The sequence below is a fragment of the Rhizobium sp. CRRU65 genome (genome assembly GCF_048551595.1).
Lineage (GTDB): Bacteria > Pseudomonadota > Alphaproteobacteria > Rhizobiales > Rhizobiaceae > Rhizobium > Rhizobium leguminosarum_J.
On record NZ_JBLYZH010000013.1, the window covers coordinates 194,048 to 217,970 of the forward strand.

A 23,923-nucleotide genomic window follows, 5' to 3' on the forward strand; every position below is an offset into this window, starting at 1 on the left:
TTGATGTGGACAGTCTCGCAAGCGTTATCGCCTTCGTCCACGCCGTCGAACAGCAGAGCTATGTCGCAGCCGCCAGGGTTGGCGGAGTTTCGCCTTCCGCGATCGGAAAGGCTGTGGCGCGGCTCGAAAGCCGGCTGGGCGTGCGGCTCTTCAACCGGACGACGCGCAGTATCAGCCTGACCGAGGAAGGAGCGGTCCTCTACGAGCGCTACAAACGCATCATCGATGACATGGACGACGCAGAGGCCACAATCTCACGAAGCCGGGAGCGCCCAAGGGGGCGCCTTCGCGTCAGCGTACCGCATATTGTCGGGCATCACCTTCTCATGCCGATCCTGCCCGTTTTTGCCGAGCAGTTTCCGGAGATCGAACTGGACATCGATTTCGAAGACAAGGTCATCGACCTGGTCGCAGAGGGCCTGGATGTTGTCGTGCGGAGCGGTGAGCTTGCCGATGCACGATTGATTGCCCGCCATCTCGGCGATCAGCATTTCGTCGTTTGTGGAAGTCCCGATTATCTCAAGCGCCATGGGCGACCGGAGACCCCGGATGACCTCTCCCAGCATGCTTGCATTCACTTCAAATACCCATCCAGCGGTCGTGTCGCGCCGTGGGCATTCCGCCGGCCATGTGAGCGGTTGCCTTTGCCGAGAGGCCTTACATTGAACAACACGGATGCAGGTCTGCGGGCAGCACGGGACGGTTTGGGCCTCGCGCATCTGCCTGTCTACGTCGCAGAGCCCCATATGCGAACCGGGAGTTTGGTCCCCGTCCTGGCCTCCTTCATGGTGCCGTACGGCTCGCTCTCGCTCGTCTGGCCCTCCAATCGTCAGCTTTCACCAAAAGTCCGGGCTTTCGTGGACTTTGTAGTTGCGAACTTTGCCGCCCGACCCGACGCTTTTCGACCGGCGTCAAGTTTGTAGCGATGATCGAAATCGGCCGAACGCCGAGGCACGACAGCGCCGCACGTCTTTTCTCACCGATTGGATATCATTCCCCTATCTATGACCGTGAGGTGCAAGGCATTGAGTATGGGGCCGAGCGCGGACAAGCGGATGAGATCCCATGCGGGGCTGTCGGCCTCAATGCTGGCCGTAGCGCGATCATAGACGGCAACGCACTGCTTGTTGGTGATCCGGGACATGTAGAGAATGCCGTCGACATTGGTGCGATCGTAGATTTCCTGACTGAGCCGGCGTCCGCTGGCCTGTGCCCTGGCTCGAACGGCATCTGTCGAGACCCCGAGCAGGTTTGCGCCTTCGTAGCGCAGGTCGAGCAGGAAAAGCGGCTTGGGGTTTCCAATAACGGCGATCGAATAGCGGTCGAACTCTTCCCGCAGTATCAATCGCTCGGCCTTGCCTTGAAACCGGTCACGAACGATCGTCTCCGCGATCGCCGTCGCGGGATCCTGAGCGAGATAGAGCAACCGGAACTTATCCCTCGGGCTCGAAAACCGCGTCTTGCCGAAGCCCATACCGAGAGGCGTCGCGGCGTGAGCGCGCGAGATGATTCTGACATAGTCGGTGACGTCGGCGCGAACGGCGAGGCGCTGCAGGACGGCCTTGTCGAGCGTCATTGCGCGGCGAAATAGGTCTGGGCCGCATCGACGACCTCATCCGCATGATCCTGTTTCAAGAGGTTTATGGGCCGGCGCCCGCCCAGCATGGGATTCGGCTGGCTGAGCCACAGCCATGCCACCCGCTGATTGGAAACGAGAGCGGCAATCGTTCCTATGCCCTTCGCTGGACGCCCGTCGATGAATTGTTCGATCGGATAGACGTGCTTCCTCGTTCCTTTCAGCAGCGCGATAACCTCGCCGGCATGCTGCCAGCGATTGAGGGTGGAGCGCGCAATTCCGAATTCGCGCTGGAGTTCGTTTGCGCCGGCAACCGGCCCCGCCCAATCCTCGAGCTTGCGGGCAACCGCAAGCTCGCCCAGCAGTCGCTCGCCTTCCTCCGCCGTGGCGATCTTCCCAAGCCCTTCGCCCCTTGAGGGTTCCACGGCCTTCGGAATTTCAAGCGCGATCTTGCCGCCATCAGGTGCATCGCTGAAGGTCTCCACCAGACCACGAATGCGGCGGGCAAGTTCGCCCTGTCGCTTGCTGAGTTCGCGTCGTACGCTAACGGGAAGATCGACAATGGCCGCCGCCGCCGCTCCCGCAATTCTGGCGGACAGGGCAACCGAGCCGGACTCGAATGTAGCGTCGGCTTTCAGCACATCGGCGACTTTGGCGGCAACACGATCGGCGACCTGCGCCTGACGAGCACGATCCAGCTGCACATGGGAACCAGCCATTAAACTATCTCCGTTCTTACAGGAGCTGATATAGTCTCAAATGACCCATTTGTCCAGATTGTCCCACCAAGCGGGTTTTGCTCTATGGTGAGTCCCGCAACGCCTCCCGGCATCGAAGCGGTGAGGCGGGATCTCCCGGGAAAGGAACATCAGCCATTCTGCAGCTTCCAGGTCCTGACTTCGAACGGCATGATGTCGGCAGGTCCCTTCCGCTCCATCGGCTCTTCGAGAATGTTCAGCGGCTGCGATGCTGCCCATCCGGAAGGTAGCCCGAGGGCGAGCCTGCCGCGCCGGCCGGCTGGCTCATAGAGGCGCAGGATGAGGCCGTCGCCCTCTTCCGCCGGCTTCAGGCCTGAGAACGCGACGGGGATGCCGGTGATCGCAAGAGGCGCGAAAGTGCCGGCGGAGAGGCCGCTGGCCTCAGCCGAGACGAGCGGTTGGTTGAGATCGATCGCCTCGTCGAGGACGCCGCCTTCATGCCAGGCGCCTTCATGCGGCATCAGCGCATAGGTGAAGCTCTGCTCACCTTCGTCGGCCAGCGGATCCGGATAGATCGGCCCGCGCACAAGGCTCATGCCGATCACGTTGCCGCGGGCGCTATGGCCGTATTTGGCATTGTTGATCAGCGCGACCCCGAAGTCCGGCTCGCTGATATCGACGAAGCGGTGCGCGACGGCCTCGAACATCGCCTGCTCCCAGGACGTATTCGTGTGCGTTGCTCGCTCGACAATGCCGAAGGCGCATTCGAAGGTCGCCTTGCGGGCCTGCGCGGCAACCGGGTTCAGGGTTCGCAGCAGGGTGCGGCGGTCATGCCAGTCGATCGTCGTTTCGATGTCGAGCCGCCTGGCGTTGGCCGTCAGCACATAGGTCTGCGTGACGCTCGAATTCCGGTAGCGGTAAACGACGCGGATCGCCGCGCGGTGCGGCCCGTCTTCCACGAGGGTGACACTGTCAGGCGCCTCGAGGCGGACGGCCTTTTCGGCATAATCCGCATCGATGTCCCAGGCGTCCCAGTTGCGCGGCTTGTCGGCCGGATAGACCCAGAGCTGATTTGCCGAGCCGTCGACCGCTTCCCGGCCCGTGGCCTTGTGAATGAGACTCGAAACCGCCCCGTCCTTGCCGATGCCAACGACGAGGTAGTCGTTTTCGAGACGGTCGGGGCCTGCCTTCAGCCCACCCGCCGGTTTGAGCGAGCCCTTGTCAAAGACCGCGACGGACAAGGGCGCGACGAGATCGGCGGCCGCGACGACCGTGCCGTCGGAGAGCGTTGCGCTGAGCGGTCTGGCCGCAAGAGACGGATTGACGACGACGAGGGCATCGCCAACCCCGCCTTTCGGCAGCTTGGCCGACAGCGCTTGCAAGGCATTTGCCTGTTCGGTTCCAGCACGTTCGATGACGCCGCCCAGTTCCTGCTCGGCATCCTGATAAACTTCACGGATGCTCGAGCCCGGCAGAATGTCGTGAAATTCGTTCTTCAGCACCACGCGCCAATCCGCTTCGAGGCTTTTCGGCCTGTCTGCTCCGAGCATATGCGCCAGCGAAGCGATGGTTTCGGCGGTGATCAGCGCCCGTTCGGCCTGGCGATGCTTGCGCTTGACGCCGCTTTGCGATGTCAGCGTGGCGCGGTGCAGTTCGAGATAGATTTCGCCATCCCATACCGGAAGGTTCTTTTCGCCTGCGGTGCGGTGCGCCTGTTCGTAATAGCTTTTGACGGTGCCCCAGCGTGCCTGCGGGATAGCCGGGAAATCGCGTAGCTGCACCTCGCGCTCGACCATCTCGGGCGTGACGCCGCCGCCGCCGTCGCCATAACCGACGGCCAGAAGCGAGGTATCGTGCTGTGTCTTGCCGCGGAAATTCTTCCATGTCGGCACGTAGCAATCGGCTTGCACGAAGCCGTTATAACCCTGCATGGGATTGTCGAACGTATGGGTCAGCACCTGGCTGCCGTCGAGACCCTTCCACCAGAAGAGATCGGATGGAATATGGTTGGTCTCGCTCCAATTGACCTTGATCGTGAAGAAGCTGTCGATGCCGCCCTGCCTCAAGATTTGCGGCAGCGCGCCTGAAAAACCGAAGCAATCGGGCAGCCAGCAGACCGTATGGCGCGTGCCGAAGGTCTTTTCGAAATAACGCTGGCCATAGAGAACCTGACGGGCGAGGCTTTCGCCGGTCGGCATGTTCGTGTCGGGCTCGACCCACATGCCGCCGACGGTTTCCCACTTTCCTTCCGCGACCTTCTGCTTGATGCGATCGAGGAGCTCCGGGTCTTCCTCTTCCATCTGCGCGTAATAATGGGCGGTCGATTGATTGAAGCGGAAATCGTCGGAGCGCTCCATCAGCGACAGCGCCGTATTGAAGGTGCGCCGCATTTTCCGCCGCGTCTCGCGATAAGGCCAAAGCCAGGCGAGATCGATATGCGCATGGCCCGTCAGCAACAGTTCTCCATTCGGCGGGAAACGCTTCTGCAACTCCTTCAACCGCGCCGTCAGAGCCTCGAAGGCCGTGGCTGCCGAGCCGCTCTGCTCGTCCGTGAGGCCTGCCGGATTAACCTCAAGCTCCGGCAGTTCCCAGATCTTCTGCTGCATGACGGCGCTGGATGTGCGGGAGATATAGGCCGCCGTATCCGACGGCCAGTCGAGGCTGCGCAACGCATGCTCGGCGGCATCCATCAGATGCGGCACGACTTCATGCTCGCCGAGCACCTCGATTGCCTCGGCAACCTGCTTCAGCAGAAGATGCATGCGATGAGCGGGACCATCGAGCCAGATAAATCGGGCCTTGTTGAGCCGTGGAGCGCGATTGGGCTCGCCGAATGGAAACCGGGCGACGGTTTCGGTTGCGATCGAAAAGCGACGGCCCTTTACCGGGAATTCCTGATGATAAGGATCGAGACCGAATGTTTCAGTCTCGCCGTCGGGGTAGCTCAGCGTAATCAGGCTCTCGCCACCAAGATCGAGTTGCAGGCGAATATCCTCGAGAGGCCACGCCTCCGGCGCTTCAGCGATCACGGCAAAATGCACCACCCCCTGGCGGTGCGGCCAATCCTGGTGATGTTCGATCGGCTCGCCCTCGAAAGTCCAGCCGTCGATCGCAGCACTTTGTCGATCCCGCCAATGAGCCAATTCGGCAATGCGAACTTTAAGACGATCGAGGCGCTGGGCAATGGTCAGAGGCATGGCTTATCCTGTTGAAAATCGACGGCTGACAATCTTATCGTCATGCTTTTGGGGTCGTGGTCATGGTTATGGGGGAGATGAAGATGGCGCGACCGACATCGCGATTGCCCGGCCCCTCCTCCAAGCAGGCTTGCAGAGTCTTAGATTAAGTAACTTTGATTTGGCGTCAAGCCCGGAAGAAGCAAACCGCACCCGGTTTACGGTTGTCACCGTCACGCCATGTCTTTGCAAAAGCTTTCTTGCTCGACCAGACGCTCTCGTGCATGAGGTCAGATTACAGGGAGGACACCGAAAGTCGCTCCACCAAATTGCAGGACATAACTCGACTGCTCGGGCAAGCTTCGCTTCCCGCCACCACGCTATTCAACAATTCCGCCCCTTGCAGACCGAGATCATAGTACGGCAAAGCGGCAGTGGTCAGCTCCGGCCTCAGCGCCAGGGAAACCGTCCGGAAATCGTCAAAGCCGACAATACTGACGTCCTCGGGAATCCGAAGACCCAATGCCATGGCCGCGATGTAGATTTGGATCGCCATTTCGTCGTTGCCGCTCATGATTGCGGTCGGTCGATCCCTTTGTTGAAGCATCTCGGTGGCGGCAGCAAAAACGTAATTCTTCTCTGCTCCTACCGGTCCTTCCATGCCTAGACGGATACTTAGGTCGCTCTCCGAAAGGCCAAAGTCTCCGGTGGTCTTGCGGAAAGCATCGAGGCGCAGTTCCGCCCCCAATAAAATGGGATTGAGCCGGATATAGCCGATCTTTCGATGACCCCGCTCAAGCAGATAGCGGGTAAGATCTCGCGCACCCTGATAGTCATCGGGTTCGATCGACGGCAACAGCTCGCTCGTTTTTGGTCGGCAGTTGATCATGACTGTGGGGATGCCGACGTCGCCGATTTCGGGGTCAACGATGCGGTGGTACATCGTTACGTAGAGAACACCGTCAATGCGGTGCGATTGGAACATTTTCCAAATTTTAGTTTCCTGTTCGGACGCACCGCCGGTGTTTGCCATCAGAATGGTCTTGCCGTTGGCATTGGCCCAATCCTGGATCCCGCGAACGATATCCACGGAATAAGGCGTCGTCGACACGTAGTCAGCGATGATACCAAATGTGTTGGAGCGACTTGAGCGTATTTGGCGCGCGGCCATATTGGGCACATATCCGAGGTCTCGAATTGCCCTTTCGACCCTCTCCCTGGTTTCCTCGGTCACATATGGTTCGCCGTTAATGACGCGAGACACAGTTTTGTTGGAAACTCCCGCCACTTTCGCGACGCTGATTATGCTGACCATGTACGCCAATCTCCTTGCCGGATTCGTTTTAAACCAGACGCATGACAACGTCGACATATTTTTATGACAACGTCGTCATTCTGTATTGACAACGTCGTCATACGAAGACTACTTTCGCAGCAAGAAGGAGGGCTCAGTGCAAGTGCAGCGGGCCACATGGGAGGAATCGATGAAGAAATTGCTTGGTGCCAGCGCACTTGCGCTTGTTTTCATAACCGCCACTGCCAATGCCGAAACCATCAATATCTTGGTCGAAGGCGGCGGCGAAATGTTGCAGAAGGCGGTCGCCGAGAAGTTTACTGCCGAAACAGGCATCGAGGTGAACTTCACGACCGTTCCCTATCAGGGTGTCTTTGACAAATTCTCAGCCGAAATCGCCTCTGGCTCTTCCGCGTTCGATGTCGTGACGATCGACGTCGTGTGGAATGCGAAGTTTGCAAGCCACGTCGAGGATCTCTCGGCTCTTTTCACCGATGCGGTTCGCGCGGATCTGCCGCCTTCCTTGCTTGCCGACGCGAAGGTCGGTGACAAACTGATCGGTATGCCTGCCTGGGCCAATGCCGAGATCGTGTTCTATCGCAAGGATCTGTTTGATAAGGCTGAGGAAAGAGAGGCTTTTCAGGCCAAGTATGGCTATCCTCTCGCGCCGCCAAAAACCTGGCAGCAGTGGCGCGACATTGCGAAATTCTTCACGCGTGACACTGACGGCGATGGAAAGACCGACTTCTGGGGCACCGACACCATCGGCACATTTTCAGAGGAATGGATGGCACATGTGCTGCAGGCGGGTTCGCCAGGGGTGATCCTCGATAAGGACGGGCAGGTCATTATCGACAATGAGGCGCACAAGAAGGCACTTGAATTCTACATCGCGCCACACTGCATTGATCATTCCGTTCCTGAAAACGTGAACGAAATCGGCTGGGGCGAGGCGCAGAACCTGTTCTACCAGGGCAAAACAGCCATGATGAAGTTCTGGGCGCACGCCTACAAGATGACGCCTCCGGATTCGAAGGTCAGCGGCAAGGTCGGCGTGGTACCGATGCTGGCCGGCGACGCCGGGATCGCAGCTGTTCCCGGGCCTTGGTACAACGTCGTTCCCTCGACATCTGAGCACAAGGATGCAGCGAAAAAATTCGTCTCGTTTGCTATCGCCAACAATGCCCTGGGTATCGAAGCTCCCCTCGGACTTGCTGCGACGAATTCCGCCTATCGGAGCTATTCAGACAAGGCCGGCTATGAGCACTTTCCCCCACTTCTTGAGACGCTGAGCGCGCCTGCCACCCAGGGCCGGCCGATCAATGAAAAATATCAGGAAATCGTCGATGAAGCTGTTCTCCCGGCTATCCAGCAGGCGCTGACCTGCAAGGCGGATGTCGGCGAGGTCTTGACGGAAGCCAAGGAAACGATCGAGGACATTCTCAACTAGCCTCGTACATTCCTCCACATCGTGGGGCAAAATATGCCCCACCCTTAGCTTTCGGAGACGGACATGTCGGGCGAAGACCGATTTGTACTTTGCATGCTCGCGCCTGCTGTCGCCATCCTCGGCGTGCTGGTCGCTTACCCGGTGGGGCTCCTGGTCTTCGATTCCTTTTTCAAGGTCGATACGATCACGCCTCATATCCGCGAATGGGTCGGGTTGCAGAACTATGTTGATGCCTTGACGTCGAAACGTGTCATGGAAAGCGCTCTGCGGACCGTTCAGTATTCGCTTTTCGCGCTGTTCTTCGAGTTCACGTTCGGCTTCTGTGCGGCGCTGATTTTTTCGGCGCTTGCCGGTCAATCGCGGTGGCATCGCACGATCTTCGCTCTGCCGCTGATGGTTCCGCCCATCGTCGCGGGTCTACTTTGGCGATTTCTGCTCGTCGGCAATATCGGCATCCTGAACTACGGGCTCGTCCGTTTGGGTCTGATAAGCGAACCAGACGCGATCGCATGGTTGTCCAGCGAAGATATCGTCATCTATTCTGTTTCCTTTGCCGACATCTGGCTGACGACTTCCTTTGTCGCCCTTGTGTCCTATGCCGGGCTGACGAACATCCCAAAAGACCTGCTGGAGGCAGCGCGGATCGACGGGGCGAATGCGCTCAAGCGCTTTTGGCATGTCACCCTTCCCCTCATGCGGCCGGTGATCGCCGTCGTGGTGATCGTGCGGGGCGTGGATGCTGCAAAGACATTCGACCTGATCTGGATACAGACGCAGGGTGGTCCCAGTCACGCTTCTGAAGTGTTCTCGATGAACATCTACCAGCGCATGGTTCGGTTCGGCGATCTCGGCGAGGCTTCCGCGTCAGGAACATTGTTCCTCATCGTCATGATGCTTTTGGCGGCAGTCGCCTATTGGAAGATATGGAGGCCGGTCCATGCGTAGAGCTCCCCGCCCCAATCTCAGCGGAATCCTGATCAACGCGGCAGCCCTCGTGTTGGTGCTATCCTACGCGCTGCCTTACATCTATCTCCTGATGACCTCCATCAAGCCCGCGGCTGATGTCCAACAGATCCCGCCAAGCTTCTTTCCGGCCGTTGTGTCGTTCGAGAACTTCCGCGAAGTGCTGCGATCCTCCACTTTGCCGAGAGCCTTCGTCAATTCCCTCACCGTCGCGGTGCTGACGACGGCTCTCTCGCTTTCGGTGGCCGTGCCTGCCGCTTACGTTGCCACGCAGTACCGGCGCCGGATCACCACCATTTTCCTGCTCTTCGCCCTGGTGACACGCATGGTGCCGTCGGTGGCGCTCGGAGTGCCGCTGTTCCAGCTTTTGAAGTCTCTGGGTCTGCTCGATACCATTCCAGGCCTGGTGCTCGCTCACACGTCGGCTGCGGTACCACTGGCACTGCTGCTCATGTCCGCGTTCTTCGAGGGCATACCGAAGGAGCTCGAAGAAGCCGCGCGCATGGATGGCTGCACGCGATTCCAGGCATTTCGAAAGATCGTGCTTCCGGTCATGACAGGGGGGATAGCGGTCACCGCGCTCTTTACCTTCATTACAAGCTGGAACGAGTTCCTCTACGCGCTGCTGTTGACATCGGAGGCGACCAAAACGGCGCCGATCGTCATCGCCGAATACAATTCGGTCTACGGGCTTGCCTGGGGGGCGATGACCGCCGCAGCCGTCCTCTACTCGCTGCCGGTCATCATCGTAACGCTCGCACTGCAAAAACAAATCGTCGGCGGCCTGACTTTCGGCGCTGTGAAGGGATGAGGGAGGCAAAGGCATGGCCGGCATAGAACTGCGCAATATCAACAAGGTCTATGGAAACAGCTTTCACGCTCTGCACGATCTGAGCTTCGACATCAGGGATGGCGAGTTCATGGTTTTCGTCGGCCCGTCCGGATGTGGGAAATCGACGGCGCTCAGGATGATCGCTGGCCTGGAGAGCATTACGAGCGGTGAACTCAAAATCGGTGACAGGTTAGTCAACGATGTCGATCCCAAGGATCGCGACATCGCCATGGTCTTTCAGTCCTATGCGCTCTACCCGCACAAGACAGTGCGGGAGAACATTGCCTTCCCCTTGCTGATGGCAGGCCTGCCGAAGACCGAGATTGCCAGCCGCGTAGACGAAGCCGCCCGCATCCTCGAACTGACGACTTTGCTCGACCGCAGGCCGGCACTCCTTTCAGGAGGCCAGCGTCAGCGTGTCGCCATGGGACGGGCGATCGTCCGCAAACCAGCGGCCTTCCTGATGGATGAACCGTTGTCGAACCTCGATGCCAAGCTGCGCGTGCAGATGCGCGCCGAGATCGCCAGTCTCCAGAGAAAACTGAATGTCACGACGATTTACGTGACCCACGACCAGGTCGAGGCGATGACGATGGGTGACCGCGTCGCTGTCATGAAAGGCGGTGTGCTGCAGCAAGTCGACACACCGCAAAACCTGTACAATCGTCCTGACAATGTCTTTGTCGCCGCCTTTATCGGATCGCCCTCGATGAATTTGTACGAGGCCGTTATGAATGGGAGGACGCTGACCCTGGGCAGCAACAGCCTAGAAATCCCCGACCGGGTTTTCGAAGGCCGCCCCTCGCTCAAAGGTGCGTCCAACCGTCAGGTCATTGTCGGTATCCGGCCCGAGCATATGAACGACGCCGCAATCCGGCCCTCTTCGGCCGAGATCTCGGCCCCGGTTACTCTTGTCGAGGCGCTAGGTTCTGAATCCATGGTGCATCTGAATATCGACGCCACCCGGGTGGATGCCGGCGACCCGGACGCCGTCGCCGACATCGGCAACGAAAAGGCTGCTGTAGCCCGCTTTTCTCCGAAGAGCACAGTCCGCGCAGGTGACATCGCGCGCATCGCTGTCGATGCCGACGAACTCCATTTCTTTGAACCGGACAGCCGCACCAGCATCTGGTGATGGTGCGCAGGATCCTGCTCCAAACTCGAACAAGAGAGCCGATTGAACGCATAACCCCAGGCGGCTTGCGCACGACAAGCCAATCAAGAACACCGGTCTACTCTCGCTGTAGCGTAGGAAATGGCCGCGGAGACATGAACCATGGTAAGTGAAAACTTTTACGACGTAACACAATATCCCTCAGGCAACCCCTATGAGGACATTGGATCGGTCATCAATAGCATCATTGCGGATATTAAAAGCAGGCAAGCGGTTCCCGACCAGAATGACGGCGGAAAGCCTGGAGCAGTGATCTATATACCGCCAGGCGATTATCGTCTTGTCACCCAGGTCGTGATAGACCTGAGTTATCTGAAGATTGTCGGCTCGGGACATGGCTTTACGTCTTCGAGCATCCGTTTCAACACACCTGCTGACGAACTGGCACAGTGGCGCGAAGTGTGGCCGGGCGGAAGTCGCGTATGTGTGGACATGTCTCCGGACGCCGCCGACAGCGAGGCCGCCGGAGCCGCGTTCTACGTCAAGCGCACCGGCAATCCTCGCATAAGCTCTGTGGAGTTTGCCGATTTTTGCATTGATGGCCTGCACTTCATGGACGACGGTTCGGGGCAGAATGATGCGGAAAATACCTACAGGAATGGCAAAACGGGAATCTATGTGGGCAGCGCCAATGACTCATTCCGAATAACGGGGATGGGCCTTATCTATCTGGAACATGGCGTGACTGTTCATGACGCGGATGCGCTGGCAATAGACAATAATTTCATTGCAGAGTGCGGCAACTGTATCGAATTGAAAGGTATGGGGCAGGCCTCGAGGATAGCGAATAATTTTGTCGGAGCCGGATATAGGGGACACTCCGTCTACGCTGAAAATTACGGCGGCATCCTGGTCTCTTCAAACAACGTCTTCCCCCGAGGTGCCAGCAGCGTCTATTTTTCCGGCGTGGTGCGTTCCTCGATCACAGGAAACAGATTCCATTCCTTCTATCCCGGAATGCTGGTTTTTGCTGCGAATTGCTGCGAAAACCTGGTTTCCTCAAATCACTTCCTGCGGGATCGCGAGCCGTGGGCGCCCATGCAGAAGTACGATAACGGCCTGGATGACCTGTTCGGACTTTTGCGCATTGAGGGCAGCAATAATTCGGTCATCGCCAACCACATTTCAGAAACGATCGATACTCAATATATCAAGCCTCTCGCCGCAAAGCCTGTGATCATCAATGTCGTTTCCGGCAGCGGGAACTACATCGCCAATAATCACATCGTGGCCACAACCGAAATGTCGCAAATCAACGACGCACCAAACAGCGCGTGTTTTTCAACGCAAGTGGGCGCATTGCTTTCAACGGACAATTTGAAGGCGCTCGAGGTAACGGCAGTACGGGTGCAAAGGGGTTCGGTGCGGAATACAGTTCTAGATTCAGGCCGTGTCGAACAGGTCGAGATGGACAGAACAGTGAATGCTTTCAGGGGCACTCCAGTTCCCGGGCAATCGTCGGCAGAGTTTCACTAGACCGAACATAGTTAGGCCGTCGGTCGAAAATCCAGTGACTATTCGGAGTTGTGTTCATGGCGAACCAAATGGACCGGCAAGATGGCCCGTTGATGCAGCAAAACCTGTTCCTACCCTCGGGATACCACTTGGAATTTTGGGCCGCGGGCGACGGCTTTTTTCGTATCGACATTGACGGGAAAACGGTTTGGCAGGTTCGGTCATTTGCCATCGATCCGGAGTTTTTCAAATATCACCACAGGGAAGCTTGCGAGGTCACCATTGTCACCAATGCGCCGGACGCTGTTCTGTGGGCCTATGGATATCAGCCTCAAACCGTGCACGAGACCGGTATAACAGTGTTTGAATTCTCGCAAAAAGGGATCCTTCAACGCACCGGCGCGGAAATTGAAAATTGGCTTCGGTCCGATCCGGATCGTCCTGCGCTTCATTTCTCGCCAATCCGGCATTGGATGAACGACCCCGTAGGTCTCTGCAAGATCGACGAGCTATGGCACCTTTTTTATCAATTCCATCCGAGCGGCAGTGATTGGGGACCGATGCACTGGGGACATGCGACCAGCCGCGATCTGGTCAATTGGCTTCACATGCCGGTATTTCTGCATCCAGAACAGAACCTGTGGCGTCTCGGCGCCACAGGGGGCGCATTCTCCGGCAACGCCTTTCGGGATCGAGATGGAAGTTTGATGTTCTTTTACACCGAGCGCCTGCCTGCCTATGACCTTTTCGAGGGCTATCGGGAAATTCAGAAAATAGCGCGCCCGGATCGGAGGATGATCAAGGCAGAAGGCATTGTGACGGTGTTGGAAGAGCGTCCCGATGGGGTCGAGCACGATTTCCGCGATCCAAAGGTTTGGTGGGATGACGCAGCCAACGCCTATCGCATGATACTCGGCGCATCGATCGAAGGCGATCCCGCAGTGTTGTTGTTTGGCTCCGCCGATGGCCTCGATTGGCAATATCTCAGGCCGCTCTACCGTGCACCGGCTAATTTCCGCCAGGAAGGCGCGCGTGCGGTTGAATGCCCGGATTTCTTTCGGCTGGAGGAAAAGTGGGTTCTGGTGATGGGTTTTGTTGGCCATGTCGAGCCACGAACACGGCGCCACAATCTCCTTTATGCCCTGATCGGCGAGTTTATAGACGACTGCTTCGTGGCCGACATGCCGGAAATGCAATTGCTGGATTTCGGCACCGATTATTATGCGATGCAGAGTTTCGAAGCGGGAGGGCGCCAGATCGCCTTTGCCTGGCTTTTCAATTGGGAATATCGCAAGCCCGAGGGCTCAGCCTATTCCGGAGAGATGTCCCTACCACGTGTTCTAAGTTTGAGTGAGGACGGGAAGAGGCTGCGCATGCTGCCGACGATCGAAGTCGACGATCACTTTGCCGCTGACCCTATCGTCGAGAAACAATGCGGCAAATTCTCGCTACCAATGGCACCCATTGAAATTCGCCTTTCCGGAGCCCTGGAAGGCAGCAAGGTCGTTGCAACGCAGGGCGGCGAACTTGCCTTCGAGGTCTGCGTCGCTGGAGGTATTCTCTCGATCCGGCTCGCCCAGGACGACGGCTCGATCCATTACGTGGCGGAGCTTGCCGACGGAAAGGACCTTCGTCTGTTTCATGATTGCGGAATCGTCGAGATTTTCGCCGATGGCGGAACTGTTTGTGGAACCCGTCGCGGATACGCGAATATCAACCCCGATTACCTGGAAATCTCATCGTCCGCTTCAACGCGGGTGCTGGAAAGGGATGCGAAACGCTGCTGTGCTGGCGCAAGATGAGCTATTGAATGAAACGCTTGGGCCTTCACGGAATAACGAGATCTTGATCGACAACAACAGTTATCGAAACCCCGGTCGGCCCTATTTGACCGAGTATTGCGCTGATATGGCAGATTTCAGGCAGTGCTGGGGAGGGTGGGATGCTTCAAGTCCGCAAAAAATTGCTGATAACCGCGACAGCCGTCATCGTGGTTGCGGTATCGTCGTCATCCTGCACGACGAGCTCGAATGACTCGATGCAGACCGGCTCGGTTGGATATACCGGCGCCGACTATTCGCTCAGACCTGCCTGCCGCGATGGGTTTGGCAACGATCATCCTTGCAGCTATTAACGACCGATAGAGTGAAGCTCCGATTGCCGTGTAGTTTCCGGTCTGACGCTGCATAAGGCGGCTGCCAAGCCCGGCTTTCCCATAGCCCGCGGATGAAGTACACAACCGAGGTGGTGCTCTAGGAAAGACAGTCATGCGGTATCTTCGGTCAGGGCCGCGTCGGCTTCAAACCCCGGACATGGGCGCCCCGCGCACCAAAATGGTCGGTCTGCGGTCTGGTGAAATCGCCGACCGGAATATTCGCGTCATTCTGGAGGCGATCCGCCGTCATGGCCCGCTGACCCGGATGGAGCTTGGGCGTCATAGCGGCCTGACCGGCCCTGGCATTACCAATATTCTCCGCCGATTGGCCGAGGAAAAGCTTATCACCTCCAACCGTCGCAATGGCCTTGGCGGAGGGGCCACCGCCACCGAGTTTGCCTTGCGTCCGGAAGGTGCTTTCTCGATCGGCGTCAAGCTTCGCCAAAGGCGTGGCGAGGCCGTACTCATCGATTTGAGTGGTCAGCTCCATGACCGGGTCTATATCGAGCTGGACCCCGCTGACAAAGTCGGTCTGGTGCATGCGGCCGTCAGGGATATGGTCGATCGCCACGCCGCGTTGCCGATCATCGGGCTCGGCATCGCCGCCAACGACTGGACGGAGGATCAAAGCGATCAGATCGCCGCGATGTCGACGATCGCGCGTCCCTATGTCGAGAACGAGTGTACGGCGAGCCTTCTCGCCGAGCGCACGATCGGAAGCTCCGGCAGGGAAGGCGGACTTGCGATGATCATCATCGACGACGACGTTCAGGCCGGCTTTCTCATTCGCGGTATTCCCTATTCCGGCGTGCATGGCCGGGCGGGCAGCATCGGCGAAATGTTGACCGGTCCCGACAATGTCCAGCTCAATACCGTCGTCGGTTTCGAATCCCTGCGATCACGGATCGGCGACCAGGCGTTCACTAGCCTGCTGAAGGGCGAGGAAATCTCCTCGCCGCTACTGTCGCAATGGATACGGGAAGCCGCTGGCCATCTGCTCGACCCGATCATCGCCATGGCCGGTTTCCTCGCCCCGAGCGTCGTCATGATCGGCAGCGATCTGCCGCAGGGCGTGATCGAAGCGCTGATCCATCAGCTTTCCATCGAGCGGCGCGACACCTCGACGAGACCGTTGCTGACGCCCTGGATTTCTCCGATGAAACCTGCGAGCTTCAGCGGCGGCGGCGTTGCGCTCGGTGCCGCTCTCCTCCCCTTCCTCAACACTTTGCTGCTGCCGCCTGCCTCGGCTTGACGCATGTTGCTTCAGGCGAGCGCTTCATCGGCGTGGCTGAGATCGGAGGCCAGCGCTTTGTCCAGGACTTTCTGGATATTGGCCGCCCGCCGGAACGAGGGTTCCTGGGTCCTGCCCGCCCGCACTGCCTGGACGAAACGCTGGTAGTTCGTCTCGACCGGATCGAAGGGGACGTCACGCCAGGTCGCCGTGTGCACGTCCTCGCCAAGACAGGCGCGAAGCGTCGATTTTCCGGTGTCGTAGATCATCTCGATCGAGCCGGTTTCGCCATAGACCCTGAGGCGCAACTGATCCATCTGTCCGGCCGCCGTGCGCGTCGCCTGGATCGTGCCGATTGCCCCGCCAGTGAAATCGACATTCATCGTAAAACTGTCATTCGCATCGAGATCATATTCGCCGATCTTGTGTCCTGGCGCCTTGTCGAAGGTCTTCAGCCGCGCGAAGACATGAGCAACGTCAAGGCCTGAACCGTATGATGCGAAATCGACGATGTGAATTCCGATATCACCGAGCGCGCCGTTGGATCCATGCTTCTTGCTCAGCCGCCACAGCCATTTGCTTTCGCTCTTCCAGTCGCCCCAATGCCGACCGACCAGCCAGCTTTGCAGATGCGACGCCTCGACATGGCGCACTTGCCCGATTTCGCCGGCGAGCACCATCTGCCGGCCCTTCTGAAGGGCGGGCGAATTGCGATAGGTGAAATTGACCATGCCGACCTTGCCCGATCGCTCGATGGCCTCGGTCATCTCCATGGCCTTGATCGCATCGGTGGCGAGCGGTTTCTCACAGAAGACGTGCTTGCCGGCTGCGATCGCCTGTAGCGTCGTCGGGTGGTGAATGCGGTCCGGCGTGACATTTGCGACAGCGTCGAACTCGCCCCAGGCGAGAGCTTCCTCAAGGGTCGTGAAATGGTTGGCGATGCCATGTTCGGTGCAAAAGGCCGCGAGCCTTTCCGGGACGACATCGACGCCGCCCACGACGCTGACACCTTCAATCGCCTTGAAGTTGGCGGCATGCTGGTTGGCCATGCCGCCGGTACCGAGAATGAGTAGACGCATCTTATCCTCCATGGAATTAACTTCCCGCGACGGTTCAGCCGGGCAAAACCGCACTCACGCCATCGCAGCAATCCGTGATTGCCTCGTGCTCTTCTTCAGGAAAATTGCGGTGGATGCGCCGCGCGTGCGGCGGGACGCTCCATCACTTTCACGGCGCATATCCTTTTCCGGAAATCGATCTCGATTTTCCGGAACGGTGCGCTAGCTGCTGTTGATTGTCGCCAGCATCTCAACCTCCCAGGTCTGGCCTTACAAGCTGTGGCTTGACATCAAATCAAAGTAACTTAATCTAATTAATGCAGCACGGAAATGAGGAGAGGTCAACTGACCGCCAGGCTGTATCCGTTCAAAATGGGGAGGAGACCCATCATGAAGAGCGCCACCGTCAGCGCATTTGCGCTGAGCACCATGTTATTTTCAGCATCTACGTCATTTGCCCAGGAACTTGCCACGAAGGACAGGATCGGCCTTGCCGATGCGCCCAAATCCCTCGTCGTCCGTTTGACGAACGACAGCCCCAACAATTCGGATCCGGCGATCGCCGAGGGCTATCAGAAGCTCTTCGTCGATTTCATCAAGAAGCATCCGGACTGGAAATTGCAGATGCAATTCATGTCCTCGGACATCGGCACCGAACAGGCCAAGATGCTGGAGCAGGCCAAGGCCGGCAACGCGCCTGACTGCGCCGCTGTCGACTCCTTCGTCCTCTCGCAGTTCATGGTCAATAAAGTTCTTGCGGACTTCACGCCGTATTTTTCGAAGGAGGAAGTGGATGACCTGTTCCCCTTCATCCGCAGCGGCATCACCGATAAGGACCAGACGGTCCGCGCTTGGTGGTGGGATACCGATCTTCGTGTGCTCTACCGCAACAAGTCGATCGTTGCGGACGCGCCGCAGACATGGGACGACCTGAAAAAGGCCGCGCTCGCCTCCACCAAGGAAGGCATGGAAGGTGTCCTCTTCAATGGCGGGCGCTGGGAAGGCACGACGTTCGACTGGCTCGCGAATTATTGGGCGCTGGGCGGCAAGCTTGTCGACGATTCAGGCAAGCCGGTATTCGGCGAAGGCGAGAACAAGGAGAAATTCCTGAAGGCCCTGAATTATTTCAAGGATCTCGTCGATTCGGGTGCCGCGCCCAAGCGCGTCAGCACGATCGCGAATTATGACGATTTGAATGCTGCGGCCGCCGCGGCGACGACGGCTCTCTTCATCGGCGGCAACTGGCAATATGCGCAGTTGAAGGCCACGCTCGACGAGGACGAGTTCAACAACTGGACCTTCTCGCCGATCCCCGGGCCCAGCGCCGATCAGCGTTCGACCGGCACCGGCGGTTGGACGATCGCCTCCTTCAGTAAGGACAAGGATAAGGTCGAGATGTGCGCCAACCTCGCCCGCGAGGTTTATATGGGGCCGGCAAACGCGCTGCAGCAGCAGTTGCCGACCAGGAAGTCGCTGTTCGACAAATATGAGGTCTTCTCTACCGAAGCCAACAAGACCTTCGCCAAGGCTCTGGTCGACGGACAGGCACGCCCGGGTGTGCCGATCTATCCCGAAATCTCCAACCAGATCCAGATCATGATGGGCGACGTGCTCTCGGGGACCAAAAAGCCGGAAGACGCGTTGAATGCCGCCTACAACGCGGCGCTGGAGGCTTACAAGCGACTCTAGTGCTTCTGAGCGTGACGGCGCCTGCCCCCGGGCGCCGTCACATTGCGAAACCCCGGACAGAGAGGCCCAATGAGCCCCATCGCCATCGAGGTTGACAGCCCGCCTCAAAGCAGATCGTTCATGCGCCGTTTCGCCGGTGCGCCCCTGCCCTGGATCATGCCCGTGATCATCGTCATCGGCATCTTCTATCTTTATCCCGTCATCGATGTATTCAGGCTTTCATTCACCAATGCGACGCTGATCGGCGACAATCAGGATTATACGCTGGGGTCGATCACCAATGCGTTGAGCTCGCCGCAGCTGCCCGACATTTTATGGGCGACCCTGATCTTCGTCGGCGGCAGCGTCATCGGCCAGCAGATTTTAGGTCTTGCGGTCGCCGTCGTGGTCATCCGCGGTGAAAAACGCGGCCTGTTCGGCACCACCATTTTGAGGACGACGGCGCTTGTTGCCTGGGTTGTTCCCGGAATTGCCGGCGGCATCATCTGGCAGATGCTCTTTTCCGAAGCGCCTTATGGCGCGCTGAACAGCATTCTCAGGTTGATGCACATGCCTGTTGTCGCCTGGCTCTCGGACCCCGCAATCGCACCGTGGTCCACCCTCATCTCCAACATATGGCGCGGCACAGCATTTTCGATGGTCGTCATGTATGCGGCGCTGAAGTCGATCGATCCCTCGCTCTATGAAGCGGCGGAGGTCGACGGCGCAACGGCATCGCAGCAGTTTTTCTTCGTCACGCTTCCGCAACTGCGCGCGGCAATCCTCGTCAACATGATCCTCATTACGATCCAGACGGTGAATACCTTCGATGCGATCATCACGCTGACAGGCGGCGGTCCGGGGCGCGCGACCGAGGTCATCTCACTCTACGTCTTCAATATCGTCTTTAGAAACTACGACCTGTCCGGCGGCAGCGTGCTCTCCGTGCTCATGCTGATCATCAGCCTCGGGCTCGCCTTTATCTATGCGTCGTTCCTGCCGAAGGAGGAAGAGCAATGAACGGACGGACCGGAACGCGGCTCGGCGATGCCATGAGTTATCTGTTCATGCTGGTAATGTTCGTGTTCTTCGCTGGCCCCCTCACCTATCTCCTGTCGATGGCGATGCGTGACAAGCGCGAGATCTATCGCGGCGCGGCGCGATATATTCCAAACAATCCCACCATCGACAATTTCATCACCGTTTTGAACAACAGCTACTTTCCGATCTATCTCTGGAACGGCCTCAAGCTTGCCGCCCTTAGCGGACTGGGCGTCCTGATCGTCGCACTGCCCGCGGCTTACGCTTTTTCCCGCTTTCAGTTCCGGGGCAAGGGCCTGTCGATGATGGGGCTGCTGCTTTTCCAGATGATCTCGCCGCTTGTCATCATGGTGCCGCTCTACCGCTACATGAACCGCCTCGGCCTGCTGGATACGCATTTTGCCGTCGTCATGGTCTATATCGCGCTTGGCGTTCCGCTGGCGACCTGGCTTCTGAAGAGTTCGGTCGACGGCATCCCGCGCAGCCTCGACGAAGCGGCGATGATCGATGGCTGCAATCGATTTTCGGTCTTCTGGCGCATCATTCTGCCACTGTCGGCGCCGGGCATCGCCTCCGTCTTCATCATCACGGTGATTGCCGGTTGGTCGCAATTTCTGGTGCCTTTTCTGTTGCTCACGAAAAATGATCTGATGCCGATCGGCGTCGGGATCTTTAACTTCCGCGGCATGCAAACCGACTCGTCCATCCAACTGCTTGCCGCCGCCTGCCTGATTGCGGTCGTTCCGGCGATCGTCGCCTTCCTGTCGCTCCAGCGGCTGATCCTCGGTGCGATGACCAGCGGCGCGGTCAAGGGATGACGAGCGGTTCAGGCTATGCGCAAGGAAGGATTTCGGGCATGAACCAGACACTCGGCGCCAGGCTGTCCCCGGATCTGACCGGCGCCAATGTCGAAGATGCAGGTGAGCACAACAGGGCTATCGTTCTGCGCTGTATTCATCGCCAGGCGCCGATTTCGCGCGCCGAAATCGCCAGGCGGACGGGTTTTACCAAACCGGCGATCGCCCGGATCGTCGATCGTCTCCTCGATGAGGGCCTGATCATGGAGGCCCGCCGGCGGCATGGGCTGAGAGGTCAGCCGGCGATTGAACTCGAAATCAATCCGGATGCCTGCTTTGCCATCGGCATCAACATCGATCGCGACCATCTGACGATCCTGGCCGTCGATGCCGTCGGCAACGTCCGCGCCCGCGTGCATCACGAGAAACGCTTCATTCTGCCGGCGGAATTCCTGCAGCTCACGGCCGATGCGATTTCGCATTTCCAGCGCAGCCGGCTCATCGACGACGCGCGCCTCGCCGGCATCGGTCTGGCGATGCCGGATTGGCTTGGCGAGATTTCGCTTCTCGGCAAGCCCAAGGCCTATCAGGAATGGACAGCATTCGACGTGCGCGCCGCACTTGAGAACCTGACGCAGCATCCCGTCTTCATCGAAAACGAAGCGAATGCCGCAGCCCTTGCCGAACTCGATTATGGACTGGGTGCTGAAAGCAGCAGCTTCTTCTACATCGCCATCAATCCATGCCCGGGTGGCGGCCTCGTGCTCGACGGCAACGGTCATCGTGGCGCCATGGGCCTCAGCGGCGAAATTGGCTGGCTGCCGATTGCCGATGGCGGGGACGGGAAGGCCCATAAGGTCCAGCTTCTCGGCGAGATATTCTCGCTGTTCTTCCTCTATGATTTCCTTGCGAAACACGGCGTCGAGGTGAGTGTTCCCCACGATCTCCTGACGCTGGATGCGCACGGCAAGCGCCTCGTGTCGCAGTGGCTGAAGGAAATGAGCGCGCATCTGGCTGTCGCCGTCAAGCATATCGGCATGGTCGTCGACCCCGACGCCGTCCTGGTCGGCGGCCGATTGCCGATCCGCATCGTCGACGAATTGCTGCGCTATGTGCACGAGCATCTCGATGCCGAGGACACCAACCTGCCCTCGCTTCATCGCGCCTCGCTCGGAGAGGATGCCTCGGCCATGGGGGCGGCGGTCATGCCGATGGCAGCAGCCCTCATGCTCGCATCGGCGGACGCTGCGCAACGCACACGTTCGCCACTCAAGAACATGGATCGCCTGAACAGTTGAAACGGCCGGCAAGGCCTACGGATTATAGTGAAGATTTTGGTGAAGATGGGAGGATTTTGGTGAAGATCGGCTTTTACACTTCGACATTCAACGATCGCCCCTTCGAGGAAGTGGTGGATTTCGCCGCATCGGCCGGTTTCGACGCCATCGAAATCGATGTCGGCGGCCATATCAAGACGCCGGATCGCGTGGAGGCCGCCGTCGCGCTCGCACGCAGCCGCAACCTCTTCGTGTCGTCGATCACCTATTTCGGCAATCAGCTCGATGCTGACCGCGTAAAACGCGAGGCACTTCGCGAAAGGACTGCCGAATTTGCCGGCGCGATCGGTGAAGCGGGCGTCCCGATCTTCGTGATCTTCCCGGGCCGGGACGACACGGCAAGCGACGAAGCCAGTTATGATGACTTCGCCGATTTCGCCAACGGGCTGATCGCCAAGACACAGTCCTATGGCCTCACCTTCGCAATCGAGAACTGGCCGGGTCCGAAGGATAATTTCATCGGAACGACACCCAAAGGATGGCAGGAGCTTTTTCAGCGGATCAGGGACCCGCGCTTCGGCCTGGAATTCGATCCCTCGCACCTCATTCGCATTGGCGTCGATCCCTATCAGGCGATGGAGGCCGTGAAAGATCGCATCGCCATTCTTCATGCCAAGGACACGGCAATCGATAAGGAGAGCCTGCAGGCTGTCGGCTATCACGGCAAGGGCTGGTGGCAATACAAGCTGCCAGGGCTCGGCCTCATCGATTGGCCGAGGTTCCTGCGCCAGGCCCGCGGGGGTGGTTTCGACGGCACGTTGTCGATCGAACACGAGGATGCCGCCTATGGCTGGCCGGGCAGGGACTTAGCCGCCCGCAAAGACGGCGAGCGCCTCGGTCTTGATTATTTGAGAAATGTCCTGAGCGGACTTTGACAGCGATTTCGGGAGGACGGCAATGGCCCATGTTTCGGTCAACAATGCGCGCAAGGATTACGGCGCGTTCAAAGCCATAAAAGGCGTCTCGGTCGATATCGGCGACGGCGAGTTCGTCGTTCTGGTCGGTCCCTCCGGCTGTGGCAAATCCACGCTTCTGAGAATGATCGCGGGCCTCGAGGGTATCACCTCGGGGCAGATCCAGATCGGCAAGCATATCGTCAACGAGCTTGCCCCCAAGGATCGGGACATCGCGATGGTGTTCCAGAATTATGCGCTCTATCCGCACATGACCGTTGCCAAGAACATGGGGTTTTCGTTGCGGCTGAAACGAATGCCGCGCACGGAGATCGATCAGCGGGTCGGCAACGCCGCGAAGATCCTCGGTCTCGAAAGTCTATTGGAGAGATACCCCAAGCAACTGTCGGGCGGCCAGAGACAGCGTGTGGCGATGGGGCGGGCAATCGTGCGCGACCCGGCCGTCTTCCTCTTCGATGAACCCCTGTCGAACCTCGACGCCAAGCTCAGGGTGCAGATGCGCTCGGAGATCAAGGAATTGCATCAACGGCTGCAGACGACCACCATCTATGTCACCCACGACCAGATCGAAGCCATGACCATGGCCGACAAGATCGTCGTCATGAAGGACGGGCTGATCGAGCAGTCGGGTTCTCCGTTGGAATTGTACGATCGTCCGAACAACCTTTTCGTCGCCGGCTTCATCGGCTCCCCGGCGATGAATTTCATCAGCGGCAACATGACGGAAGATGGGTTTCGAACCGCCGACGGCCTACTCCTGCCGAGTGAGCGCCGTCCGGCAGATGCCGCGATCTACGGCATTCGCCCCGAACATATCCGGTTGGACCCAGGCGGCATCGAGGTAACGACGGTGGTCGTCGAGCCCACGGGTTCGGAAACGCTCGTCATCGTCCGGCTGGGGACGCAGACGCTGACCTGTGTCTTCAGGGAACGGATCAGGGCCGCCCCCGGCGAGGTGCTGAGGATTGCACCAATCCATGATGCGGTTCACCTGTTTGCCGGAAACGAGCAGCGGATCACATCAGGCGAAGCCCCGTTGAACTGACCCGGCCGATTGCCCCTCCCCTTCGGCCGGCGCCAGCCGGGGGCGCGTTTTCCGCGCCC

21 protein-coding genes are annotated in these 23,923 nt (G+C 58.7%); 16 read left to right on the forward strand and 5 right to left on the reverse strand.

Translation table 11 applies throughout. The features are described 5' to 3' along the window. The first annotated feature begins 5 nt into the window (after positions 1-5). Positions 6-923 carry a LysR family transcriptional regulator gene (locus ACM5SV_RS24765; protein WP_221974529.1) on the forward strand — a complete coding sequence of 306 codons (918 nt, stop codon included), beginning with the start codon at positions 6-8 and terminating at the stop codon, positions 921-923. Positions 924-976: 53 nt separating this feature from the next. Here ACM5SV_RS24765 and ACM5SV_RS24770 read toward each other — a convergent pair whose 3' ends face one another. From ACM5SV_RS24770 to ACM5SV_RS24785, 4 genes are all read right to left on the reverse strand, one after another. Beyond that, complete coding sequence (locus ACM5SV_RS24770; RefSeq protein WP_419425433.1) at positions 977-1,576, reverse strand: RES family NAD+ phosphorylase; 600 nt, start codon at positions 1,574-1,576, stop codon at positions 977-979. Further along, positions 1,573-2,295: an antitoxin Xre/MbcA/ParS toxin-binding domain-containing protein gene (locus ACM5SV_RS24775; RefSeq protein WP_012755186.1), complete on the reverse strand. Its 723-nt coding sequence runs from the start codon at positions 2,293-2,295 to the stop codon at positions 1,573-1,575. The genes ACM5SV_RS24770 and ACM5SV_RS24775 overlap by 4 nt, the downstream gene beginning before the upstream one ends. 149 nt (positions 2,296-2,444) lie before the next feature. After that, positions 2,445-5,471 carry an alpha-mannosidase gene (locus ACM5SV_RS24780; protein WP_222051614.1) on the reverse strand — a complete coding sequence of 1,009 codons (3,027 nt, stop codon included), beginning with the start codon at positions 5,469-5,471 and terminating at the stop codon, positions 2,445-2,447. 274 nt (positions 5,472-5,745) lie between these two features. Next, positions 5,746-6,765, reverse strand: coding sequence for a LacI family DNA-binding transcriptional regulator (locus ACM5SV_RS24785; RefSeq protein ID WP_012755188.1), 1,020 nt, complete (start codon positions 6,763-6,765; stop codon positions 5,746-5,748). A 169-nt stretch (positions 6,766-6,934) separates the two neighbouring features. On the opposite strand from ACM5SV_RS24785, the gene ACM5SV_RS24790 reads away from it, so the two are divergent. From ACM5SV_RS24790 to ACM5SV_RS24830, 9 genes are all read left to right on the forward strand, one after another. Continuing rightward, entirely contained in the window at positions 6,935-8,194 is a 1,260-nt protein-coding gene (locus ACM5SV_RS24790) for an ABC transporter substrate-binding protein (RefSeq protein WP_128449381.1), read from the forward strand. Between the two features lie 63 nt (positions 8,195-8,257). Then, on the forward strand, positions 8,258-9,139 hold the full coding sequence (locus ACM5SV_RS24795; RefSeq protein ID WP_012755190.1) for a carbohydrate ABC transporter permease: 882 nt from the start codon (positions 8,258-8,260) through the stop codon (positions 9,137-9,139). Further along, positions 9,132-9,968: a carbohydrate ABC transporter permease gene (locus ACM5SV_RS24800; protein WP_017996084.1), complete on the forward strand. Its 837-nt coding sequence runs from the start codon at positions 9,132-9,134 to the stop codon at positions 9,966-9,968. The genes ACM5SV_RS24795 and ACM5SV_RS24800 overlap by 8 nt, the downstream gene beginning before the upstream one ends. A 13-nt stretch (positions 9,969-9,981) precedes the next feature. Continuing rightward, on the forward strand, positions 9,982-11,124 hold the full coding sequence (locus ACM5SV_RS24805) for an ABC transporter ATP-binding protein (RefSeq protein ID WP_419425434.1): 1,143 nt from the start codon (positions 9,982-9,984) through the stop codon (positions 11,122-11,124). Between the two features lie 141 nt (positions 11,125-11,265). Further along, positions 11,266-12,639: a NosD domain-containing protein gene (locus ACM5SV_RS24810; protein WP_419425435.1), complete on the forward strand. Its 1,374-nt coding sequence runs from the start codon at positions 11,266-11,268 to the stop codon at positions 12,637-12,639. Between the two features lie 92 nt (positions 12,640-12,731). Further along, positions 12,732-14,420, forward strand: coding sequence for a glycoside hydrolase family 32 protein (locus ACM5SV_RS24815; protein ID WP_128449380.1), 1,689 nt, complete (start codon positions 12,732-12,734; stop codon positions 14,418-14,420). 43 nt (positions 14,421-14,463) lie between these two features. Beyond that, a complete protein-coding gene (locus ACM5SV_RS24820; RefSeq protein WP_164902314.1) occupies positions 14,464-14,652 on the forward strand; it encodes a hypothetical protein in 189 nt (62 codons plus the stop codon). After that, positions 14,561-14,752, forward strand: coding sequence for a hypothetical protein (locus ACM5SV_RS24825; protein WP_012755195.1), 192 nt, complete (start codon positions 14,561-14,563; stop codon positions 14,750-14,752). The genes ACM5SV_RS24820 and ACM5SV_RS24825 overlap by 92 nt, the downstream gene beginning before the upstream one ends. A gap of 133 nt (positions 14,753-14,885) precedes the next feature. After that, complete coding sequence (locus ACM5SV_RS24830) at positions 14,886-16,025, forward strand: ROK family transcriptional regulator (protein WP_017996081.1); 1,140 nt, start codon at positions 14,886-14,888, stop codon at positions 16,023-16,025. An 11-nt stretch (positions 16,026-16,036) separates the two neighbouring features. Here the strand turns inward: ACM5SV_RS24830 and ACM5SV_RS24835 are convergent, their stop codons facing one another. Then, positions 16,037-17,083 carry a Gfo/Idh/MocA family protein gene (locus ACM5SV_RS24835; protein ID WP_026157573.1) on the reverse strand — a complete coding sequence of 349 codons (1,047 nt, stop codon included), beginning with the start codon at positions 17,081-17,083 and terminating at the stop codon, positions 16,037-16,039. Positions 17,084-17,452: 369 nt separating this feature from the next. On the opposite strand from ACM5SV_RS24835, the gene ACM5SV_RS24840 reads away from it, so the two are divergent. The 6 genes from ACM5SV_RS24840 (at position 17,453) to ACM5SV_RS24865 (ending at position 23,864) form a co-directional block, all read left to right on the forward strand. Then, on the forward strand, positions 17,453-18,751 hold the full coding sequence (locus ACM5SV_RS24840) for an ABC transporter substrate-binding protein (protein ID WP_003562329.1): 1,299 nt from the start codon (positions 17,453-17,455) through the stop codon (positions 18,749-18,751). 69 nt (positions 18,752-18,820) lie between these two features. Continuing rightward, a complete protein-coding gene (locus tag ACM5SV_RS24845) occupies positions 18,821-19,750 on the forward strand; it encodes a carbohydrate ABC transporter permease (RefSeq protein ID WP_017996078.1) in 930 nt (309 codons plus the stop codon). Further along, entirely contained in the window at positions 19,747-20,589 is an 843-nt protein-coding gene (locus tag ACM5SV_RS24850) for a carbohydrate ABC transporter permease (RefSeq protein WP_012755199.1), read from the forward strand. Before ACM5SV_RS24845 ends, ACM5SV_RS24850 begins: the two co-directional genes overlap by 4 nt. A 38-nt stretch (positions 20,590-20,627) precedes the next feature. After that, the gene (locus ACM5SV_RS24855; RefSeq protein ID WP_003562326.1) at positions 20,628-21,866 is read left to right on the forward strand and encodes an ROK family transcriptional regulator; all 1,239 of its coding nucleotides are present in this window, start codon (positions 20,628-20,630) and stop codon (positions 21,864-21,866) included. 59 nt (positions 21,867-21,925) lie between these two features. Further along, positions 21,926-22,780 carry a sugar phosphate isomerase/epimerase family protein gene (locus tag ACM5SV_RS24860; protein ID WP_419425436.1) on the forward strand — a complete coding sequence of 285 codons (855 nt, stop codon included), beginning with the start codon at positions 21,926-21,928 and terminating at the stop codon, positions 22,778-22,780. 22 nt (positions 22,781-22,802) lie between these two features. Beyond that, on the forward strand, positions 22,803-23,864 hold the full coding sequence (locus ACM5SV_RS24865) for an ABC transporter ATP-binding protein (RefSeq protein WP_012755201.1): 1,062 nt from the start codon (positions 22,803-22,805) through the stop codon (positions 23,862-23,864). The last annotated feature ends 59 nt before the right edge of the window (positions 23,865-23,923 follow it).

Coding starts and splice junctions, on each gene's coding strand:
- ACM5SV_RS24770 (WP_419425433.1), bottom strand. CDS start 1,576: ATGACGCTCGACAAGGCCGTCCTGCAGCGCCTCGCCGTTCGCGCCGAC.
- ACM5SV_RS24775 (WP_012755186.1), bottom strand. CDS start 2,295: ATGGCTGGTTCCCATGTGCAGCTGGATCGTGCTCGTCAGGCGCAGGTC.
- ACM5SV_RS24780 (WP_222051614.1), bottom strand. CDS start 5,471: ATGCCTCTGACCATTGCCCAGCGCCTCGATCGTCTTAAAGTTCGCATT.
- ACM5SV_RS24785 (WP_012755188.1), bottom strand. CDS start 6,765: ATGGTCAGCATAATCAGCGTCGCGAAAGTGGCGGGAGTTTCCAACAAA.
- ACM5SV_RS24790 (WP_128449381.1), top strand. CDS start 6,935: ATGAAGAAATTGCTTGGTGCCAGCGCACTTGCGCTTGTTTTCATAACC.
- ACM5SV_RS24795 (WP_012755190.1), top strand. CDS start 8,258: ATGTCGGGCGAAGACCGATTTGTACTTTGCATGCTCGCGCCTGCTGTC.
- ACM5SV_RS24800 (WP_017996084.1), top strand. CDS start 9,132: ATGCGTAGAGCTCCCCGCCCCAATCTCAGCGGAATCCTGATCAACGCG.
- ACM5SV_RS24805 (WP_419425434.1), top strand. CDS start 9,982: ATGGCCGGCATAGAACTGCGCAATATCAACAAGGTCTATGGAAACAGC.
- ACM5SV_RS24810 (WP_419425435.1), top strand. CDS start 11,266: ATGGTAAGTGAAAACTTTTACGACGTAACACAATATCCCTCAGGCAAC.
- ACM5SV_RS24815 (WP_128449380.1), top strand. CDS start 12,732: ATGCAGCAAAACCTGTTCCTACCCTCGGGATACCACTTGGAATTTTGG.
- ACM5SV_RS24825 (WP_012755195.1), top strand. CDS start 14,561: ATGCTTCAAGTCCGCAAAAAATTGCTGATAACCGCGACAGCCGTCATC.
- ACM5SV_RS24830 (WP_017996081.1), top strand. CDS start 14,886: ATGCGGTATCTTCGGTCAGGGCCGCGTCGGCTTCAAACCCCGGACATG.
- ACM5SV_RS24835 (WP_026157573.1), bottom strand. CDS start 17,083: ATGCGTCTACTCATTCTCGGTACCGGCGGCATGGCCAACCAGCATGCC.
- ACM5SV_RS24840 (WP_003562329.1), top strand. CDS start 17,453: ATGAAGAGCGCCACCGTCAGCGCATTTGCGCTGAGCACCATGTTATTT.
- ACM5SV_RS24845 (WP_017996078.1), top strand. CDS start 18,821: ATGAGCCCCATCGCCATCGAGGTTGACAGCCCGCCTCAAAGCAGATCG.
- ACM5SV_RS24850 (WP_012755199.1), top strand. CDS start 19,747: ATGAACGGACGGACCGGAACGCGGCTCGGCGATGCCATGAGTTATCTG.
- ACM5SV_RS24855 (WP_003562326.1), top strand. CDS start 20,628: ATGAACCAGACACTCGGCGCCAGGCTGTCCCCGGATCTGACCGGCGCC.
- ACM5SV_RS24865 (WP_012755201.1), top strand. CDS start 22,803: ATGGCCCATGTTTCGGTCAACAATGCGCGCAAGGATTACGGCGCGTTC.